This window comes from Pseudomonas sp. ERMR1:02 (genome assembly GCF_002277815.1).
GTDB lineage: Bacteria > Pseudomonadota > Gammaproteobacteria > Pseudomonadales > Pseudomonadaceae > Aquipseudomonas.
Map to the genome: position 1 here is coordinate 93,522 of NZ_NKJI01000010.1, position 21,604 is coordinate 115,125.

The 21,604-nt window shown below is 60.6% G+C and carries 11 protein-coding genes and 6 pseudogenes; 5 read left to right on the forward strand and 12 right to left on the reverse strand.

The window, feature by feature from the left end; translation table 11 throughout:
* The first annotated feature begins 36 nt into the window (after positions 1-36).
* The 5 genes and pseudogenes from CES87_RS18730 to CES87_RS32390 all read left to right on the forward strand — a co-directional run bounded on the left by CES87_RS18730 (position 37) and on the right by CES87_RS32390 (position 6,989).
* Positions 37-1,542, forward strand: coding sequence for a wax ester/triacylglycerol synthase family O-acyltransferase (locus CES87_RS18730; protein WP_128607282.1), 1,506 nt, complete (start codon positions 37-39; stop codon positions 1,540-1,542).
* Between the two features lie 53 nt (positions 1,543-1,595).
* Complete coding sequence (locus CES87_RS18735) at positions 1,596-3,032, forward strand: DUF3336 domain-containing protein (RefSeq protein WP_178081446.1); 1,437 nt, start codon at positions 1,596-1,598, stop codon at positions 3,030-3,032.
* Positions 3,033-3,263: 231 nt separating this feature from the next.
* Positions 3,264-5,121 (forward strand): annotated as a pseudogene (locus tag CES87_RS18740) (DUF1302 domain-containing protein).
* A 15-nt stretch (positions 5,122-5,136) separates the two neighbouring features.
* Positions 5,137-6,500, forward strand: a pseudogene (locus CES87_RS18745) (DUF1329 domain-containing protein).
* A 288-nt stretch (positions 6,501-6,788) separates the two neighbouring features.
* The gene (locus CES87_RS32390; protein WP_178081447.1) at positions 6,789-6,989 is read left to right on the forward strand and encodes a hypothetical protein; all 201 of its coding nucleotides are present in this window, start codon (positions 6,789-6,791) and stop codon (positions 6,987-6,989) included.
* Between the two features lie 271 nt (positions 6,990-7,260).
* On the opposite strand, the pseudogene CES87_RS18755 reads toward CES87_RS32390, so the two are convergent.
* From CES87_RS18755 to CES87_RS18795, 12 genes and pseudogenes are all read right to left on the reverse strand, one after another.
* Positions 7,261-8,956 (reverse strand): annotated as a pseudogene (locus CES87_RS18755) (AMP-binding protein).
* A gap of 70 nt (positions 8,957-9,026) precedes the next feature.
* The gene (locus CES87_RS18760) at positions 9,027-9,887 is read right to left on the reverse strand and encodes a lipid-transfer protein (protein WP_178081448.1); all 861 of its coding nucleotides are present in this window, start codon (positions 9,885-9,887) and stop codon (positions 9,027-9,029) included.
* 308 nt (positions 9,888-10,195) lie between these two features.
* The gene (locus CES87_RS18765; RefSeq protein WP_128607285.1) at positions 10,196-12,013 is read right to left on the reverse strand and encodes an SDR family oxidoreductase; all 1,818 of its coding nucleotides are present in this window, start codon (positions 12,011-12,013) and stop codon (positions 10,196-10,198) included.
* 22 nt (positions 12,014-12,035) lie between these two features.
* Positions 12,036-13,175: an acyl-CoA dehydrogenase family protein gene (locus CES87_RS18770; protein WP_256590988.1), complete on the reverse strand. Its 1,140-nt coding sequence runs from the start codon at positions 13,173-13,175 to the stop codon at positions 12,036-12,038.
* Between the two features lie 32 nt (positions 13,176-13,207).
* Complete coding sequence (locus CES87_RS18775) at positions 13,208-14,353, reverse strand: acyl-CoA dehydrogenase family protein (RefSeq protein ID WP_128607287.1); 1,146 nt, start codon at positions 14,351-14,353, stop codon at positions 13,208-13,210.
* A gap of 311 nt (positions 14,354-14,664) precedes the next feature.
* Positions 14,665-14,838, reverse strand: a complete 174-nt coding sequence (locus tag CES87_RS33295) for a helix-turn-helix transcriptional regulator (RefSeq protein ID WP_256590969.1) — start codon at positions 14,836-14,838, stop codon at positions 14,665-14,667.
* Positions 14,820-15,353, reverse strand: a complete 534-nt coding sequence (locus CES87_RS33300; protein ID WP_256590970.1) for a hypothetical protein — start codon at positions 15,351-15,353, stop codon at positions 14,820-14,822. Before CES87_RS33300 ends, CES87_RS33295 begins: the two co-directional genes overlap by 19 nt.
* Before the next feature lie 1,049 nt (positions 15,354-16,402).
* Positions 16,403-16,780, reverse strand: coding sequence for a hypothetical protein (locus tag CES87_RS33305; RefSeq protein ID WP_256590971.1), 378 nt, complete (start codon positions 16,778-16,780; stop codon positions 16,403-16,405).
* Complete coding sequence (locus tag CES87_RS33310) at positions 16,714-17,340, reverse strand: AAA family ATPase (protein WP_256590972.1); 627 nt, start codon at positions 17,338-17,340, stop codon at positions 16,714-16,716. Before CES87_RS33310 ends, CES87_RS33305 begins: the two co-directional genes overlap by 67 nt.
* Positions 17,341-17,690: 350 nt before the next feature.
* Positions 17,691-18,831, reverse strand: a pseudogene (locus CES87_RS18785) (acyl-CoA dehydrogenase family protein).
* 119 nt (positions 18,832-18,950) lie between these two features.
* Positions 18,951-20,011, reverse strand: a pseudogene (locus CES87_RS18790) (NAD(P)-dependent alcohol dehydrogenase).
* A 130-nt stretch (positions 20,012-20,141) separates the two neighbouring features.
* A pseudogene (locus tag CES87_RS18795) lies at positions 20,142-21,601 on the reverse strand (acyl-CoA reductase).
* Between the last annotated feature and the right edge of the window lie 3 nt (positions 21,602-21,604).

Below are 21,604 nucleotides of genomic sequence, written 5' to 3' on the forward strand. Positions count from 1 at the left end.
GAATTAGTTGCCATCACACCATTGGAGCAAGCAGTCATGAAACAGCTGACACCGCTGGACGCCCAGTTTTTCTATTCCGACGCCCCCCACCAACCCATGGTGATCGGTAGCCTGTGGATCTGTGACCAGCGCAGCGCGCCAAATGGTCTGGTTCGACACAAAGACATCATTCGCTACTTCAGCGCCCGCCTGAGCAGCACCTCACTGTTCCGCCGGCGCCTGCAACACGCGCCCTTGCGACTGGACGATCCGTACTGGGTCGAGGACAAGAACTTTGACCTCGAGTACCACATCCGCCACGTCGGCCTGCCGCAACCGGGTGACTGGCGTCAGTTGTGCATTTTCACCGCACGCGCCATGTCACGGACCCTGGATATGGAGCGTGCCCCTTGGGAGCTGACCATCATCGAGGGCCTGAACAACATCGACGGCGTGCCGCCCGGCAGCTTCGCCCTGTTGCTGCGCTTCCATCACTCCTACATCGATGGCAAGGCGGGCATCGAGATCAACAATCTGTTGATGAGTGATCACCCCGAATTCGACGAGAACACCTACCGTCAGCCCTCTGGCGGGCGCCTGCCGAGCCGCGCCCAGATGTGGACCAGAACCGTTCCGCGCCTGATGACCCAACCCTGGCGCAGCCTGCGCGCCGGTGTCGGAATGAGCAAAGCGAGCCTGCAGTTGATCAACAGGATGCGCGGCGAGGACAAGCCCACGCAGAAATGCATCCCCACGACGCTGTTCAACACTCAGGTTTCTGCGCACCGAACGTTCGGCGGGCTGTCGTGGAAGATCAGCGAGCTCAAGCAGGTACGCCGCTGCGCCGAGGGCGCCACGCTCAATGACGTGATCATCGCCGTGATTGGTGGCGGGCTGCGCCGCTACCTGCAACGCCGCGAGGCATTACCGGACAGCGAATCACTCGTCGCGCTGTGCCCGGTGGCGATTCCACCCGACCAGGCCCGCCAGACCGGCAACCTGCTATCGGGCATGTTGATCGGCATAGGCACTGATATCGCAGACCCTGTCGAACGGCTGCAGGCCATTCTGGAACGCACGCAATCAGGCACCGGTCTGGCCCGGGAGGTGGTGCACGAACTGATCGTCTGCGCGGGTGATCTGGTGCCTGCGCCGATGCGCATGCTCAGCAGCTGGATGAGTACTCAACTGCGTTACACCGGCAAGTACCACCTGGCAAATACGTTGATTACTAACGTCCCAGGCCCCACCGGTGGCATGCAACGCAAATACGTTGCCGGTGCCGAACTGCTGGCGCTGTATCCGATTCCGCCCGTTTTAGACGGCATGGCGCTGTGCCACGGCATCACCAGCCTCTACGGCGAGCTCCTTCTCGGTGTGGTCAGCGATCGCCATGTATTGCCAGACATGGACATCTACATCGAGTGCCTTCAGCAATCCACCGAACAATACCTGGCCCTGATCACCCAACCGGCGCAATCGCCTGAGGCCCAAGCTCGCCCGCTGCCACCGCGCAAACGAGTGGCAGCCGCGCCCGTCAGCACCGATGAGCCTTCGGCTTGACCTGCGCCACGCGCAACACCTCCTCCTGTCCCGGAGCAATGGAGAGAATCAAGATGCTTAGGCCCAAGACGCCAACCGCTCAATTGCAGGCAAAAATGGAACACGCCCACAGCTACGAGGAATGGGCCAGGCACGCCTGTGCGCTGGATCAGCAAAGTGGCATGGACGACTGGCGCCGCAACGAAGTCTGCGACGACTATGACTACCGCACCGTGCGCCAACGCATGGAACGCCTGCGCGACATGCGCAACGCCGGCGCCTACTCCAATCTGATGTTCACCCTCAACGAGGGTATCCACGGCAACCTCGCCGGCATGGGTAAAGCAGCGCTTTACAGTCATGCGCATATGGGCACCAAACATTTGATTCACCAATACATCGACGAAGTCTGCCTGTCGCTGAAGGCGATCGATGCACTTGACGACGACATCATTTCGCTGGAGCAGCGCCAGGACTTCTTCATTCGCGCCAGCCAATGCTTCGGTCGTTCGGCACTGATGCTCAGCGGTGGTGCAATGCTCGGCTACTTCCACGTGGGGGTACTCAAGGCCCTTTACGAACAGGACCTGTTGCCGAAGATCATTTCCGGCTCCAGTGCCGGCTCATTGGTAGCGGCCATCATCTGTACCCACAGGCCCGATGAGTTGCTCGAACATCTGCAGCCCGAGCTGCTGACCATGACCTTCGACAGCGCCGCCGTAAAGCGACGCTCACGCCTGCATTCGGTATTGCAAGCAGAGGAAATCGCCAGCTACATAGAACGCCTGATACCCGACCTGACCTTTGCCGAAGCCTACGACGTCAGCGGGCGTCACCTGAACATCACCGTGACCGGACTGGAACCACAGCAGGCTCCCCGTCTGCTGAACGCCATCACCGCACCCAATGTGCTGATTCGCTCTGCGATCCAGGCCTCAGGCGCTGTGGTGGGTATCTTCCCGCCCGTCACGCTGCAGGCGAAGAACGCTGCCGGTCAGCAGGTGCCTTATCTGCCGGAACAACGCTGGATCGACGGTTCGTTCATCGATGACCTGCCCGCCAAGCGCTTGGGGCGGCTATATGGCGTCAACCACTTCATCTCCAGCATGGCGAACCCCGCTGCGCTTCTGTTCACGCCCAACCCCAATGCGCGTCCCGGCCTGTTCAAGATCGCAGTGGAGCAACCGATTCGCCTGGGCAAAAGTGTCGCCACCCGTCTGCTGCGCCTGAGTAGAAATCACCTGCGCATCCGCAACCCGACACTGGCCCGCTGGCAACATCTTGGCTACAGCATGTTGATCCAGGACTACACCGCCGACATCAACATCTTTGTCAGCAAGCGCTGGCACAGCCCGCTCAAACTGCTGTCGCCGTTACCGCTGCCGCAGATGCGGCAACTGGTGCATGAAGGCGAGCAAGCCACCTGGGAGCGTATGGAGATGGTGCGCAGTTGCACCGCGATCAGCACAACCCTGGATCAAATCCTGACTCGGCGCGGGTGGCACAACTGATTGCCGGTGCGCACTTCGTCTTACCCCCCCTCACGCGAGGGGGGGGAAATCACCCAACCGGAGAGAAGGTATATCTGCCGGTCAGGCACCGGATGGGCGCATTGCCGGCCCACTAAAAAAAAACCAGGGGCTTGCCCACACGTCACGGCCACCTGGGTTGATCTGCCAATCCCGACAAGGTCGGTCATAGCACCGGCCGGGACTTCCAGGAAACACGAAATGGAGCACCGAATGACAATAAGAAAACCCGGAGTATTCCAGCCGCATCTGCTCGCCGCCGCCGTCGCACTCGGCGTGGCCACCCAAGCAGGCGCGGTCGATTTCGACCTTGGCGAAATTCAGGGCAAGTTCGATTCGTCGCTGTCCATTGGCGGCAGCTGGTCTACTACCGGCGCCGACAAAGATTTCATTTCCAACAACAGCGGTACTGGCGTGGTCGGCAGAGGCTCGGCACGCGTCATCGATGATGGCCGGCAGAACTTTCGCGCTGGCGAAAACTTCTCCACGGTGTTCAAGGGCGTGCATGACCTTGAACTGAAATACGGCGACAGCGGCGCCTTTGTGCGCGGCAAATACTGGTACGACTTCGAGCAGGAAGACGGTCACCAGCACTTCTATGACATCTCTGACAAAGGCCGTGACCAGGGCGCCAGTGCCAGTGGCGCTCAGTTCCTCGATGCCTTCGTCTATCACAACTACGCCATCGCCGACCTGCCGGGTAACGTGCGCGTGGGTAAGCAGGTGGTGAGCTGGGGCGAAAGTACATTCATCCCCAACGGTATCAACGTGATCAACCCGGTCGACGTCAGCGCACTGCGCAGTCCGGGGGCTGAAGTCAAAGAAGCCCTGGTGCCGGTGCCGATGCTTTACCTGTCGCAGGGGATCACCGAGAACCTGACGGCCGAGGGCTTCTACCAGTTCCAGTGGAAACATACCGTCCTGGACAACTGCGGGACCTTCTTCGGCAGTGACTCTGCCGCCACCGGCTGCAATGATCGCAACGTGGTTGCCGGCAAGGACTTGCCGCCTGGCGTGGCGAAGAACACCGGCGGCGCAGCAGCCGTCGCTGCGGGTCTCGACGATGTCTACCTGCCTCGCGCCGAGAGCCGCGACGCGCGTGACAGTGGTCAGTTTGGCCTGGCACTGCGCTGGTTCCTTCCGGAGTTGAATGACACCGAGGTCGGCGCCTACGCGATGAACTATCACAGCCGCAGCCCGTTCATCAGCGAAACCCAAACCACCGGGCGCTATACACCTATCGCGGGGCTGCCTGCGGCAGTTAACGCGGCACAGGCGCAGTTTGCGGCCATCCGCGGCGCGAATTACTTCCTCGACTACCCGGAAGACATCCGCCTCTATGGCTTGAGCTTCGCCACTAACGTATCGGGCGTATCGCTCAACGGTGAGGTCAGCTACCGGCCAAACATGCCGATGCAGATCAACACCCCCGACCTGACATCGGCCGCTTCAGGCAGCCGCGTTTCGCCGGTATTTGTCAGCGGCGAAGACACCCTCAACCCAGGTTCGGTGATCAACGGCTACAAACGTATGCCATTCACCCAGGCCCAGGTCACGGCGACCAAGTTGTTCAACCAGGTGCTCGGCGCCGACCGTCTGACGGTGATCGGTGAAGTGGGTTATGACCACATCGGCGGCATCGGTAGCGCCGACGGCACCGACTTGCGCTTTGGCCGTAACCCGGTGTTTGGCGGCGGCGAATTGCCGGGCGCGGCCAATGCCAATTGCATCGGCACCGGCGTCGGCACCCCGGGTGCGAGCAACCCGCAGCAGGAGTGCAACAACAACGGCTTCTACAGCAGCAACTCTTGGGGCTATCGCTTGCGGGCCAACTCGATTACCCGAACGCGATTGCCGGCGTCAACTTGTCGCCTAACGTGCCTTTTCGCATGACGTCAGCGGGTTCGGGCCGACCTTCGAGGAAGGCGTCAAGGCCGTCAGCCTCGGTCTGAATGCCGACTACCAGAGCACCTACACCGCCAGCCTGGCCTACACCGACTTCTTTGGCGGTCACTTCAACACCGCGACCGATCGTGACTTCGTGTCGCTCAGCTTCGGCGTGAACTTTTGATATAGGTACCTAATCATGAATACTTCTACCTTGATGAAATCCGCCGTTTTGACGCTGAGCCTCCTGGCCTCCAGCGTCATGGCCGCCGTCACGCAACAGGAAGCCGACCAGCTCGGCACCAGCCTCACCCCGATGGGCGCGCAGAAGGAAGGCAACGCCGACGGCAGCATTCCGGCCTGGACAGGCGGGCTGAAAGCCAATGCCGGCACTGTGCAGAACGGTTTTCTCGGTGACCCGTTCGCCAGTGAAAAACCGCTGTTCGTCATCACCGCCAGCAATGCCGAGCAGTACAAAGACAAGTTGTCGGCCGGGCAACTGGCGCTGTTTAAACGCTATCCGAACACTTACAAAATCCCGGTCTACGCGACTCACCGCACCTACAGCGCGCCGCAAACCATCTATGACGCCGTTAAAAAGAGCGCCACGACAACCCAGCTGACCAACGACGGTTCCAGCCTGGCGAACTTCAGTTCGCGCTACTACGCCTTTCCAATCCCGAAGACTGGCGTGGAGCTGATCTGGAACCACGAAACCCGCTACCGTGGCACAAACTATTACCGGACCACCGCCCAGGCCGTCCCGCAGACCAGCGGCGACTACACAATAATCGGCTTCAATGAGACCTTCGGCACGCCGCAGAACATTACCGACAACGACCCGTCGAAAACCGAAAACATCCTTTACTACTTCAAGCAGGAAGTGATTGCTCCAGCGCGCCTGACCGGTACGGTCAACCTCGCCTACGAGACCATTGACCAGCTCAAGGAACCGCGCCAGGCCTGGACCTACAACGCCGGCCAGCGTCGCGTGCGCCGTGCGCCGGAGATCGCTTATGACGGCCCGGGGACCGCTGCCGACGGCATGCGTACCACCGACAACTCCGACCTCTACAACGGTTCGCCTGATCGCTACACCTGGAAGTTGGTGGGCAAGAAGGAAATGTACATCCCGTACAACAACTACCGCCTGTGGTCGCCTTCTGTGAAGTATGCCGACATCGTCAAGGCCGGGCACATCAACCAGGACCTGACCCGCTATGAGCTGCACCGGGTGTGGGAAGTCGAAGGCACGCTCAAGCCAACTGAGCGTCACCTGTACGCCAAACGCCATATGTACTTTGACGAGGATAGCTGGGCACTGGCCGAGGTCGATCACTACGACAGCCGTGGTCAACTGTGGCGCGTTGCCGAGGCCATCTGGTCAACGATTACCAGAATGGCATCGCCAACTATGCCGCGCAGACCCTCTACGATCTGGTCGCTGGGCGCTACGTGGTATTGGGCCTGATCAACGAAGCGAAACAGGGTACTCAGTACGGCCAGAAGTTTGCCATCAGCGAGTTCATCCCGAGCGCACTGCGTGCCGCCGGTATTCGCTGACCCAAGGAACAGTGGTTAAAAAAACGCCCCGCATTGCGGGGCGTTTGCATTGGCGCCTATCAAAAAAAGTGGATACACGCATACCTGCAGAAGCAAAACTAGCTCGCGAATACGGGCTGACATGCGCCATTGATATTGACTGACACGGCCTCTTCGCGAGCAAGCATCGCTCCTACAGGGTCATATGGCGTCCACCAATCCCGGGGCGACAAACATCCAATTGTAGGAGCGAGCCTGCTCGCGAAAAACGCATAAACGACGCGGTCAATCAGACAGGGCGCGTTATCGTTGGCGATCATCGTCGGAACGCCGCCCGGAGCCGGCTCGCTCCTACAGGGGAAATTCAACCAAGCTCCCGATCAGGTCGGCTGTCAGGCCGCCTCGCGCGCTTTTGATCTGGCTTTTGATCTGGCTTTTGATTTCTTGCCCCATCGAGAGGCCGAGCGCAGGTTCTGCGCAGTGGGCAACCCGGCATGGATGCCGGGTTAGCCGCGCACGGCCATGGATGGCCGATCGCGGCGGGCCCACGGAGCAGGACCGGAGCGAGGGCATGCCGAGCCGCAGCGAGGCACCGAACGAAAGGGGCAAGAGCCCTTGGTTACTTGGGGCTTCTCCAAGTGACTCGCCGTAAGGGCGAAACCGCCAGCCGCCGTTACCGCAGAAACGGATGTGTACCCCATCCAAATCCAGATCCAGAATATTGGTCGGACATAAAAAAGCCGATCCCAAAGGACCGGCTCAGTCACAGCAACCTGAAACCCTACTCGAAAACCACCTTGCAGCCCATCTCATCCCACGCTTCAATCTGGTTCTGATAACGGTCCTCAATCAGATTGCGCCGAATCTTCAGCGTCGGCGTCAACAGCGCATTAGCGACAGTCCAAGGCTCAGCGACAACCACCAGACACCCCAGTTGCTCGTGGGACTCAAACTGCGCATTGACCTGCGCCAGGAACACCTCAAGCTCCGTGGCAACCTTGTCACGCTCCTCGGCGGTGGCCAGCGCCGCGCGAGTATCAGGCGACACATTGATCAACGCCAACGGCTGCGCCAGACCGACACCGGTCACACAGGATGCCTCGACCCACGGATGATTGCCCAGCTTGGCCTCGATAGGCACCGGCGCGACGTACTTGCCCTTGGCAGTCTTGAACAACTCCTTGACCCGCCCGGTAATACGCAGTCTCCCTTGCTCGTCCAATTCCCCACGGTCACCGGTGCAGAACATCCCGTCGGCGGTGTAACTCTCGGCAGTCAATTCAGGTCGCTTGTAATAGCCCAGCATCTGCGCCGGACTTTTCACCAGAATTTCGTTGTTGTCGCCGATACGGCATTCAACACCCGGAATCGCCGCGCCAACGTAGCCGACACGGACGGCACCCGGCAGGCTGAAGTTCGAAATGCCGAAGTTCTCCGACATGCCATAGCCTTCAAGCAGTTCAAGACCCAACTCGCGATACCACTCCATCACTTTGACCGGCAAAGGCGCGGAACCGGACAGGCCGGTATGCACGTGGTCAAGCCCCAGGGCCGAGAGAATCTGCGCCTTCATCTGCTTGCCTTCCACCGGATCGGCGAAGACGGCCGCCTGTTTGGCTGGATCGATCCGCTCGTTGATGCCCTGATAGAACTTGCCCCACAGGCGCGGCATGGACAGGAAGATGGTCGGACGTGCACGACGCAGGTCGGCGCTGAAAGTTTCCAGCCCCAGATTGAAGAACACCCGGCAACCACTGAACAGCGACATCGCCTCCACCACCGCCCGCTCGGCGGTATGCGCCAGTGGCAGGTAGGAAAGCAAACGGTCGCTGCTGCTGGTGCCCCGGCCATTGTTATACATGCAGCCGGTCACCGCCGGTGCTGTGTACATGGCACCGAAGCTGTGCATCACACCCTTGGATCGCCGGTGCTGCCCGAGGTGTAGATGATGGTGGCGAGTTCTTCCGGGGCTGGTTCGACCACTGCTTGCAGCGTCGCGGTACGGGCGATGATGTGTTCCCATGACTCGCCCTTGCCGCAACCGGACATTGGCAAGTCAATCAATGCCAGGCCTTGCGGAATCGCGGCACAAACGGCGTTCCAGCCAGCAGCATCACCCTCCAGACGACCGACGAAAAGCAGCCGTATCTCGGCATGCTGCAGCACGTAGCGCACCGTATCGCTGTTGGCGGTCGTGTACAGCGGGACGCTGACATGCCCGGCCATCCAGATCGCGAGATCGGCGATGATCCAGTGAGCTGTGTTTTGCCGAAGATGCCGATGGACGATCTCGCCGGCAAGTCGAGAGACAACAGGTGAGCGGCCATGCGCCGCGCCTGGTCACCCACTTCACGCCAGCTGTAGTCTTGCACGCTGCCATCGGGCAAGGGCTGAGTCAGGTAAATCGAATCGGGGGTGCTGTGCTCCCAGTGAAGGAAGCGATGCAACAGTGTGGCGTGCTTATTGTTGTTGTTCATGGCAGATCCTGCAGCTGTAGGGTGGTGTTCCACCTATTGAATTTATTCTGTTCCCGACCCGCTTCGCGGCTCAATCGCGCTGATAAAGGGTGGTCGTCACCGTGCCGTCGGCGCCTGTCTGATGCTGAAGCGCCAGTTGCGCATCGACGACCTGACGTCGGCCGGCACTGCCACGCAGGTGATGCACCAGTTCGATACATTGTGCCAAGTTGCTCGCCGTTGACGCCTGGCCCAAGGTCAGCAGGCCACCGGATGGATTGACGACCAGATTACCACCGTAGGTGTTGTCGCCATCTTCAACCATTTTCTCACCACTGCCTTCCGGACAGAAACCCAGCGCCTCGTAGAGTAGCAACTCGCTGATGGTGCTGATGTCGTGCAGTTCGCACACGGCAACCTCCTGCGGCCCCCTGCCCGCTTGCTCATACAGCTCTCGGGCGGCGGCGACGTTGACGTCATAGTCTATGCCTGCAAAGGTCGAACCCTGATTCGCATTGCTCACCTGCTGCGGTGACACACACGCCTGGGCGGCAATGCGCACCATCTGACTGCTGGCGTGGCGCCAGGCAAATTCACTGGAACACAGCAATACCGCTGCGACACCCGAGCTGGCCCAGGCAAACTGAGGATGGGTGAGCGGTTCGGCGATCATCTCGGCTTCCAGTACCTGCTCAAGCGTCAACGCGCGGTTGAACGCGGCCAGGGAATTGAGCGCGGCATGCTGGCGCGCCTTGACGGCAATCATGGCGAAGGTCTCTGGTCGGGTCTGGTAACGCGCCATGTAGTCTTGCGCCAAGGTACCGAGACGCTCTAACGCCTGGCCTGGCGCCGATATTGCAGCGCCACCCTGAACGCCCAGCACCAGAATGCTTTCCGCTTGCCCCAGGATGATCGCCTGACAGGCGCGAGCAAATAAAGCGCTGCCATCCACGCCATCCTCCGGAAGAGGTAGAGGGGTGCTTGCGCCAACCCCACTCGTTGCAAAGCACGCTGCAAAGTCGCGCCATCCATCATGGCCGAAACGGCGTAGACCGTTGCGATGTTGCTCGCGGACAAGCCGGCATCGGTGAGCGCCTGGCGTATCGTACCGCTGACCGAAACCACCGGATCGGGTCCCAGTCCGGTCGTACGCAAGGGCGACATACCTACGCCAATCACATTGACGCAACGTTGCATCGTGCACTCCTGAATTTGAAAACTGCCGCTTCCCGTTCATGGAAGCGGCAGGTGGCCAGGCAATCAGGCCGGCACGGACTCGAACAATTCGACCGCGCCATTTTTCAATACAACGACGTCACGCTCGACCGCACGCATCTCGACGATGATGCGGGTCGGCGACTCACGCCACATGCGGGTTTCCAGGGTATCGCCCGGCATCACGATGGACGCGAAACGTGCACGCACGCTCTTGAACAAACGCGAATCGTTGCCGCAGAACGCCTTGATCACATGGCGGCCGAGGTAGCCGAAGGTGCACAGACCATGCAGGAACGGTTTCTCGTAGCCAGCGTTGGCGGCGTAGTCCGGATCGACGTGCATCGGATTCCAGTCACCGCACAGGCGATACAGCAGGGCCTGGTTGACTTCGGTCTTGTCAGCCAGAATCGCATCGGGCTGACGATCCGGCGCTACGTTGATCTCTTCGCTCGGCACTCGCTGCAGACCCGCACCCGGCACGCCTGGGTAGAAGCCCGTCACTTCGTTGTAGAACAGCGGAGTGCCGTGCTCGTCGGTGGTCTCGATGGCCAGGATGGTCACGGTGCTCTTGCCTTTGTCGATCGCCGACTTCAAGCGCATGGTGTGCTTGAGCTTGGCTTTAGGCGGCAACGGGCGATACATCACAGTGTATTGTTCGCCGTGCAGGCCTTTGGCGAATGGCACATTGAGCCCTTCCAGCTGCGGCTCGCCGGATTTGGCGGCACGCAGGAAGACTTCGGTCGCAGGCAATACAGCCATGGTTGGCAGTACGCGGAAATCGTCGCCGAGGAACTCGTTGACGTACTTCAGCTCATCGCGGTCCAGTGGGTCTTTTGCGGCACCGACGGCCAACGCATAGAGCGCGGCATCGTTCTGGTCGTATTCGGTTTCCAAGTGGGAGACGGCGTTGCCCGCCACTTCCATATCGATAAACGCGTTGCCGCCCTTGGCCGGCGAATCCATGCGGGCGAAGATTTCTTTCAGGCCATCGGCGCCGTCGGTGTAATGCACGCTGTGATCGTCAAATGCAGTGATGCGCTCCCAGTTGTCGCGTACCAGCTCCGGGCTCAGAGTATTGGTGTGCAGCATCCGGCCCTGGGAACGTTCCCAACGGTATTTGGCATGGAACCCGCCACCGACTTCGAACAGGCCACCGGTGTCAGCACACTCTTCGCTGCACAGCCAACCCACCAGCGGCGCACAGTCTTCGACTTTGATTTTGTCGTGCAGCTCCTGGGGGAACAGACCGCTGGCAATAACCATGCGCGACGCCGCCACCGGTGCGATGGTGTTGACGCGGATGTTCTTGCTCGCGCCTTCGATGGCCAGCGAGTTGGCGAAACCGATCAGGCCCGACTTGGCAGTGGAATAGTTGCACTGGCCGAAATTGCCGAAGATGCCGGCGCCGGACGCGGTCATCACGATGCGGCCGTAGCCTTTTTCGCGCATGATCGGCCACACGGCGTGGGTCAGGCGGAAAGCGCCCTTGACGTGAACGTCCTGGATCAAGTCCCACTGTTCTTCGGTCATCTTGTGGAACGAACTGTCGCGCAAAACGCCGGCATTGTTGATGAGGATATCGACCGTGCCGAAGACCTCCAGCGCGGTGGCGACAATTTTTTCGCCCTCGGTTACCGAGTTGTAGTCAGCGACTGCCTCGCCTCCCATGGCGATGATTTCCGCTACCACGGCATCGGCGGCGGAACTTGAGCTACCCAGGCCTTCGGTGCTGACGCCCAGGTCGTTGACCACGACTTTGGCGCCTCGGGAACCCAGCAGCAAGGCGTGGGCGCGTCCCAGGCCGTTGCCGGCGCCGGTGACGATGGCGACTTTGCCGTCAAAGCGAATTTCTTGAGACACGTTTGCTCTCCTATGGTCGCGCTCACAACGTGCGAGCGATGATTTCCTTCATGATTTCGTTGGTCCCGCCCCAAATCCGGTTGCCACGGGTGTCCAGGTACAACCTAGCGATCGGGTATTCGGTCATGTAGCCGTTGCCGCCATGCAGTTGCAGGCAGGCATCGACCACGCGGCTGCTGAGTTCGGCGGTCCAGTACTTGGCCACCGCCGCCGCCTCGGCCGTCAGTTCACCGCGCAGCAGCAACTCCATGCAGCTGTCGACCCATGAACGGCCGATCTGAATTTCGGTCTTGAGCTGCGCCAGGGTGAAACGCGAGTTCTGGAAGTCCAGCACCGGCTTGCCAAAGACGATGCGCGTACGGGTGTACTCGATGGTGTGATTCAGTGCGGCCTCGGCCTGGGTCTGAAAGCCCACGGCGCCGATGATCCGTTCCCAAGCCAGATCGTGCATGAGCTGAAAGAAGCCCTGCCCTGGCACCCCACCCAGCACGTTCTCGACGGGCACGCGGCAATCGTCGAAGAACAGCATGCTGGTGTCCTGGGCGTGCAAACCGATCTTTTCCAGCGGTTGCGAACGGGCGAATCCCTCGCGTTCTTTCTCGACGATGATCAGCGAGATGTCCTTGGCGCTGCCGCTGTTGCCGGTCTTGCACACGACAATCGCAAAATCGCAGGAGGTACCGTTGGAAATGAACGTCTTGGAACCGTTGAGGACGAAGTGCTCGCCATCCAGCGCGGCACGGGTGCGCACCGCTTGCAGGTCCGAACCGGTATTGGGTTCGGTCATGGCGATGGCGCCCACCGCCTCGCCTGCGATCATCTTCGGCAGCCAGGTCTGCTTTTGTGCTTGTGTGCCGTAGTTGAGGATGTAGTACGCCACCAGGCCGTGCACGCCGAAGCCCATCAGGCCCGTGGCACCGATGCGCATGAATTCCTCGGAGAAAACCATATCAAACAGCCGGTCGGCGCCAGGTCCGCCATATTCCTCCGGCATGGAGGGCAGCAACATGCCCAGCTCGCCAGCCTTGCGCCACACTTCACGGGGTACGCATTTGTCCTTCTCCCACTGGGCGTGAAAAGGCGCGACTTCCTCTTCCAGAAAACGCTTGCAGGCGCGACGAAATTCTTCGTGCTCGGTGCTGAACAATGTACGGGGGATCAGGTATTCCATTGGGTAGTCCTCTGCAACCGGGATCAGAGCGTGCGCCCGACCAGATCTTTCATGATGTCGTTGGCGCCGCCGGCGATGCGCAGGACGCGGTGATCGAGGTAGTGCCGGGCAACCGGGTACTCGAGCATGTAGCCGTTGCCACCGTGCAGCTGGACGCATTCGTCCACCACCTTGGTGTACAGGTCCGAGCACCACAATTTGGCGGAGGCTGCCGCCTCGGGGCTGAGGGTCCGGGCCAGGCACTGTTCCATGCAGCGGTCGACGTAGTTCTGCGATACCGCCAATTGCATCTTCAGGTCGGCCAATTTGAAGCGGGTGTTCTGGAAGGCGAAGATCGGCTTGCCGAATACGGTGCGGCCCTTGGTGTACTCAAGCGTGCTTTCGAGCACCGCCTTGGCGCCGGCGACGCTGCTGATCGCAATGGACAACCGCTCCCAGGCCAATTCCTTCATCAGCTGGATGAAGCCCTGCCCGGCCACGCCACCGATCAGGTTTTCCTTCGGCACCCGGACGTTATCGAAGAACAGCATGGTGGTGTCTTGCGCGTGCAGGCCCACTTTGCGCAATGGTTGGGACTTGCTGAAACCAATACGGTCGGCTTCGACCAGAATCAGCGAAATGTCCTGGGCGCCCTTGCCCGTGTTACCGGTTTTGGCGACCACTACCACGACATCGCAATTGGTGCCGTTGGAGATGAAGGTCTTGGAGCCATTGATGACGTATTCATCACCCTCAAGCACGGCGCGGGTCTTGACCGCTTGCAGGTCGGAGCCGGTATCGGGCTCGGTCATCGCCACCGCGCCAATGGCCTCTCCTGCTGCCATCTTGGGCAGCCAGGTCTGCTTTTGCAGTTCACTGCCGAAATTCACCAGGTAGCCGGCGACGATGTCATGCACCCCGAACCCGATCAGGCCGGATGCCTGGCCTGCACGGTAGATTTCCTCAGTGGCAATCATCGAGAAACGGCGATCCAGCCCCAGCCCGCCATAGGTCTGCGGCGTGGTCGCATTGAGCATGCCCAGCGCGCCCGCCTTCTCCCAGATAGACCGGGGGACGCGATGATCGGCTTCCCACTGTTCGAGGCAGGGAGCACATTCCTCTGCCAGGAAGCGCCGCACGCTGCGGCGAAACTCCTCGTGCTCTTGATCAAACAGGCTGCGCGCAATCATGGGGTGGTTCTCTCCTTCGGTCGTCGGTCTGCCACCTTTGTAGGGGCTCTGAATCGATCATAGGAGGAGGTGTTGCAGATCCGCCCCTCGGGGAGGGGGGATTTGTGTATTCGAAAAACAAAGCAAAGGCGAAATTAAACTGTGGCGAGGGAGCTTGCTCCGCTGGGGCGCGAAGCGGCCTCTCTCTGATCGTTCCCACGCTCTGCGTGGGAACGCCTCAAGGGACGCTCCGCGTCCAGTGACGCGGAGCGTCACGGGCTGCATTCCCACGCAGAGCGTGGGAACGATCAACAGGGGGGGTTACGTCGTGCTTACTCGATCAAGCCGTTCTTGCGAGCCCAGGACACTGCGTCATAGCGACTGGAAACTCCCAGCTTGGCGTAGATATTTTTCAGGTTCCACTTCACCGTTTCCAGCGAAATGCTCAGCGTCAGGGCCACGCGTTTGTTGGCCATCGCCTGGCTGATCAATTGCAGGATCGCCAACTCCCTGGCGTGAGCATCGATGAGGCGCCATTGGTCGACGATTCGCTGGAACGACCGGCGTTTGCAGGACCGAAGCGTTCCAGCAATCGCCCCAGGTAAGCTTCATCTTCGCTGCCCAGCGGTTTGCTCGCCAGCGCAGCAAGCATCTTGCGCAGCACTTCGCCTTCGTCGAGAAAGGTGCGCACAAGTCCCAGTCGATGGCCCAGAGACAAGGCTTCCAGCAAGTGCACTTGCGCCTGCTCCGGCTGTAGCAGGTCCGCCCTAGCGCACGCCATGAGCAAATGGCCGGTGACCAGCAGCTGGCCACGACAGAATTTTCTGGCGTAGGTGCTGAGGATTTCCAGTTCTTCGAGGGCTTTGTCCGGGTAGTTGGTGGCCAGCAACAGCCGCGCTTGCGCCAGCGCCGCTACCGCAGGGACGTCGGCCTGGAAGCCCTGGGACTCTCGGTGTTTTTCTGCCAGCGTTTGCAATTTGGCGACCCTGTCGGCGGCGTATGCCTTGTCGTTCTCCAGCAAGGCAATGTGGGCCTGCTCGGCCAGGCAATGCGCCAGGGCCGATCCTGGCTAATGGTGCGAAAGTGCCGTTCCTGTCGTTCCAGAAAGGCCATCGCCACCGCAGCGCTGTCCTGCAGCAGGTCCAGACGCGCACGGCAGATGGTGGCGCGCAGCATGGTGTCGGGCATGGCCCATTGCAGCAGCCCATTGCGATTGGCGAGGATTTCCCTCGCTTCGTCGGTACGGTCCAGTTCGCGGTAGACCTCGGCAAGCGTGGCTGCCCCAGATAGGCACTGGCGGCGCGGTGCCCATGCACCGCCACGGCGCGGGCCAGTTGTGCCGAACCGATCCGCTCAGCCTCGCGCATCTGCCCTGCTTGCAGGTAACAAAGGGTCCGGGTGCCTTCGGCCACCAACGCCATCTCACCATTGCGCTCGGCTTCGGGGATGGGATTGTCATCAAGGCACTGTAGTGCCTCCTCGATCCTTCCTGCCGCCAGATAGGCAATGCCCAGCAGCGCCGGCGCGCCGAAACGCGTTACCGAATAATCATCCGGCAACGCCTGAAAATCCTTCAGCAAACCGATGATTGGCTCAGTGCGATCACGCTGGACCTCGATGGCCGCCTGCACCAGCGGCAGTCGATAGGCAACGTCGGCGTGCTGCGCCGCGCCGCTGCGCTGGAACTGTTCCAGCCACGCCTCGGCCTTGGCCGGGCGGGCCGTGAGCGCATAGGCCAGGCAACCGAGAAAGAACAATCGAGGCCGGGAGAACAGAATTTCCTGTGGCAAACGGTCGAGCAGGCGAAGCAGCGGGCTCAGTTGACTCAGGCTCCAGGTCGCCGGGGCTGCCCGTTCGATCAACTCGGCGGCGTAATTCAGGTCGCCAGCCAGGGTGGCATGACGTACCGCCTCGGCCAGCAGTTTGCGCTCGGCGAACCAGCGTGCGGCCCGATATGCAGTTCGGTTTGCGCGGCGCTGTCACGACGACCGAGCCGCGTGGCCAGAAAGTCGCCGAACAGCGCATGGAAGCGATACCACGGCTGGCGATCATCGGCTTCGACGCGAAAGATCAGCAGGTTTCTTCATCGAGTCGCTTGAGCATGGCTTGCGCCGATTCATCGCCTGTAATCGCCTGTGCGAGGGAGGCATTGAAGCGCCGGCAAATACTCACGCTCTCCATGAACTGTGCCAATTCGGGTGGCAGATGGGCCATCACGTCTTCGGCCAGGTAGCTCTGCAGATCGTCTGAACGCCAGCCCATTTCGCGCAAGGCGCTGCGCGAATCAGGATCACTGCGCAGCAGGATGATCACCAGTTGCAAGGTGGCCGGCCAACCACTGGTGAGCTCATGGATCTGATGCAGTTCCTCCGGGCTGAGCTTTAACGCAGCCAGGCCCTGTTCGAGAACGCGCGCGATTCCGCCAGATCGAATGGCAAGGCGGCGCAATCGAGCTCCAGCAACTGCCCGCTCAGGCGCAGCCGGCTGAAGCTCAGCGGTGGGCCTACACGCGAAGAGATGACGAAATGCAGGTTCTCGGGACTGTGATCCAGCAACTTTTGCATGAGCTGATGGGAGCGCGGGTCGGTGACGTGCTGATAGTCGTCGATGACCAGAAACAGCTCTTTGTTGATGCTGGCAGCCCCTTCGACGATGGTCGCCACCACCTCGTCGATGAACTCCGGTCGTGCGCCTTCCAGCGGGATGCCGCTGTCCAGGACAATGCCAAGGCGCTGTAACGCGCCGCGCAGATAGGCGAAAAAAATCGGCACGTGCTTGTCATCGGCACTCAGCGACAACCAGGCCACCTCAGCCCCCGAGCGCATCATCACTTGCCGCCATTGGGCCAGCAGCGTGGTCTTGCCGAAACCGGGGCTGCCGGTAATCAGGCCCACGCGGCATTGGCTCATGCCGCGCAGATCCTCCAGCAGGCGTTCGCGCAGGATGGTCTGGGTGCCGATACGCGGTGGCGCGAATTTCGTCGAAACGAGCAGCTTGTCGGTATGCATGTCCTGCCTGGTCTCCGATCCCGTCCAATCCAGTGAAACAGCGAGTCGGGCGCTGCACGATCCGGATCGGCAAGGTGTGGCCACATTCTGGCGATTGTTGGATTTTTACCCGGACACAGCTAAAAGTCAGCACATGTCATTGTTGCGAGCAGGTTTCTCGCAACTTTGGGATTCCGCCTTGGCGCAGATGGTGACGGGGAACAGGGACAAACCACCCCCCACAATCGAGGGGGGGCTAACTTGTAGGAGCGAGCTTGCTCCGGGCGGCGTTCCGACGATGGACGTTAACGATGACGCGGGCCGTCTGAATGCCCGCGTTATCTAGACGATCTTCGCGAGCGAGCTCGCTCCTACAGGGTACGCGCCACCAATTCACGCATGATGTCATTAGCGCCACCATAGATTCGGTTGACGCGGCTGTCCAGATAATGACGGGCCACCGGATACTCCAGCATGTAGCCATTGCCGCCATGCAGCTGGACGCATTGATCGACCACCCTCGAATACAGCTCTGTACACCATAGTTTGGCCGCCGCCGCGGCTTCCGGACTTAATTCGTGCTGCAAAATCAGTTCCATGCAGCGATCGGTGTAGGTCTGCCCAGGACGATTTCGGTCTTGAGGTCCGCCAGCTTGAAACGCGAGTTCTGAAATTCGATGATCGGTTTGCCGAACGCCTTGCGTTCGCGGGTGTAGGCGACGGTCTGTTCCAGTACCGCCTGACTCGCGGCAATGGCAAGAATGCCGATACTCAGGCGCTCCCAGGCCAGTTCCTTCATCAGTTGGTAGAAACCCTGGCCGGGTTCGCCACCCAGAATGTTGGCCTTCGGCACCCGCACATCCTGGAAGAACAGCATGGTGGTGTCCTGGGCATGCAGGCCGACCTTGCGCAGTGGTTTGGACTTTGTGACGCCGACACGATCGGCCTCCACCAGGATCAGCGAAATGTCCCGCGAGCCTTTGCCGGTGTTACCGGTCTTGGCAATCACCACGATGATGTCGCTGTTGGTGCCATTGGAAATGAACGTCTTGGAACCATTGATCACGTAGTCATCGCCATCGAGCACGGCGCGGGTCTTGACCGCCTGCAAGTCGGAACCGGTATCCGGTTCAGTCATGGCCACGGCGGAGATAACTTCGCCACTGGCCATTTTCGGCAGCCATTGCTGCTTTGCTCTTCGGTGCCGAAGTTGATCAGGTAGCCGGCACAGATGTCGTGCACGTTGAAGCCGTTCAGACCCGAGAGCCCGGCACGCGCAACTTCCTCAACGGCGATCATCGAAAAGCGCCGATCCAGTTCCAGGCCGCCATAGGCCTCCGGGGTCGTCGCGTTAAGCATGCCCAGCTCGCCGGCACGCGCCCAGATCTGACGGGGAACCAGATGGTCTTCCTCCCACTGTTCGTGGAATGGCGTGCATTCCTCCGCCAGAAAGCGCCGGACGGTATTACGGAACGCTTCATGCTCATGATCAAAGAGAGTGCGCGGAATCATTGAATGACCTCTGGTTGGATTTGTTCGGACGGCGGGCGCCTTTACGCCACCTTAAGACGCCCCAGGCTCGTCCTGCCCCCTCGAAGCGGGTAGGCCGAACCGGGCGTGTATGACTTGGGTCAGGACAGCTGGACATCCTTGAGGGACGCCATGTCGATCACGAATCGATACTTCACGTCGTTGTTTTGCATGCGCGTGAACGCTTGGTTGATGTCCTGAATGTCGATCATTTCGCAGCTCGGCAGCACCTGATGCTCGGCGCAGAAGTCCAGCAGTTCCTGGGTCTGTTCCAAACCACCGATCAACGAACCTGCAATCGAGCGATTGTTGATCGCCAGCAAGGCGCCGTGGATCGGCTCCAGCGGTTCCAGAGCCCCGACCAGCACCAGCGTGCCGTTGCGGGCCAGCAGCATCAGGTAAGGGTTGACGTTGTGGGTGCGCGGGATGGTATCGAGTACCAGGTCGAAACTGCTGGCCGCACTTTTCATAGCCTGCGGGTCGGTGGACAGCAGAACGTGATGCGCCCGAGCGCCAGGGCATCATCGGCCTTGCCTGGCGAAGTGGTGATCACGGTGACCTGGGCACCCAGCGCGACGCCCAGCTTGACCGCCATATGGCCAAGCCCGCCCAGACCGATGACCGCCAGGCGAGTACCCGCCTTTACGCCCCGCTCGCGCATCGGGCTCCAGACGGTAATGCCGGCGCACAGCAAGGGACCGGTGAAACGCGGGTCCAGTGCTGGCGGCACACGCAGTACGAAGCGCTCACGCACCACGATGTGTTGGGCGTAGCCACCCCGGGTTACCTCGCCGCTGATGCGGTCCAGGCCGTTATAAGTCGGCGTCATGCCTTGGGTGCAGTGCGGCTCCTGATGAACCTCGCAGGCTTCGCATTGCTGGCAGCTGTCGACCAGGCAACCGACGGCCACCAGATCGCCCACGCGGTAACGGCTAACGGCCGATCCCACTGAAGTCACTCGACCGACAATTTCATGGCCCGGTACACAGGGAAAGCGCGTGCTCTTCCAGTCATTGTGAACGTAGTGCATGTCGGAGTGGCAGACGCCGCAGTAGTCGATGTCGATGGCAACGTCGTCGGCGCGCAACTCGCGGCGTTCGAATTTCAGGGGTTCGAGAGGCGCGTTGGCTTCATGGACGCCGTAGCCGATGCAGGTGGTCATAAGGGTTTCTCCGGGTTAGGTTTACCTGTAGGAGCGAGGCTTGCCCGCGAAGAGGCCGGCATGTCCAACATGGATGTTGGCTGATCGGACGCATTCGCGGGCAAGCCTCGCTCCTACAAGGTCAGGTGTATTACGAGATCGACGGGCGCAGCCAAGGCGCGGCGCTGGTTTCTGGCGCGGCGATCTGGTTGGAAATCCACTTGCCCATGCGCCGCATCGGTTCGATGGAGTCCTGGGGCGCCGCAAACTTCATGGCCGCGGCATACCCCAGCGATACGATGCGTTGGGCGCCATACAGCGGCAGCACATCCTTGAGCTGATCCTTGATGCTTTCGGGATAGACACCGACGGTCTGGGTGTAGGCATCGACCGCCGCCATCATTTCGCTCAAGTCATCGACTGGCACCAGGTTGGCGGTCCGGTCGTCGAGGCTGGCGGCAAAGGACACCGGTTCAGGCAGTTGCGAACAGATGATTGCGCCTTCACCCTCCTTGCCACCGATGACCCTGTACCACTCGTCATCCAGACGCAGCGCGTCGACGTGGGCTTTCAGGCCCTGGTCATAACGCTTGGGCGTGGTGCTGAGGGTGTTGGGCAGGCCGATCATCGCCTGATAGACATACTGGCCAAAGGTATTGAGCCGTTCCAGGCCTTGTTCGTCCGTGCCGCTCTGCACATACACCACCCGCGCGCAGACACAGCCCTTCTGGTTGATCGCACCGATGTCGGCCGCCAGCCGCACCGCCGCTTCGCGCATGTTCGCTTCGCTGTCGAACGTCTCTTTACCGATGATGCTGGCGCTGCGTTTGGGGTCCAGGGAAATCAGCTCAAGACCAGGCTGGATGTACTTGGTTACATGCTTCATTGCGGCAAAACCGCCCCAGGCGACGATTTTTTCCAGGTTCTGCGGTTGATACAGGCGTTGCTCGAACGCCTGATCGCCGCCCTTCCAGTAGGCCACACTCAGGTGCTTGGTCAGCGGGTGGTCCGGTGCCATATCGACCATGGTGCGAGCGATCGCCAGCGCGGTGAACGGGTCGTTGGATGGTGCCTTGATGATCGCATCGCTACGCAGCACCATGTTGCGGATGATGGTCCACAACGACAGGGACACCGCATTGCCGGCGACAATGTGCAGGGTCCGCGCGCCGAAGCAACGCACTTCCAGTTCGGTGCCATCGAGCAGTTTTTGCGACACCCAACCTTCCAGGTATTTGATCCCCACCGTGGTTTCTGCCATCTCGCGGATGAATTCGCGCGAGAGCATGTTCTGCAGGCCCATGTAGGAGCCCTTGACGATGCTCGGCGTGGTGGGTGCGGTCAGGTACGACAGCTCGCAGGCTTCCTGCAAGTACTGGTTTTGTGCAGGGCCAGGCGCTCGCCGAGCTCGACGGCATAATCGAGAATGTCGTCGAAGTTCAGGGTGTAGAGGTCGGCGAGTTTGGCCGGATTGCCCAGCGGCAACCGGTCGATGTACTGGTTCGCGTCCGGCGTAAGAAAGCTCAGATCGCCGCCGCGACCACCGACCTCAATCAGGTTATCGGTGATTAATTGGCCACGAATGATCATGGGTGCAATGGGGTGGGACATGGC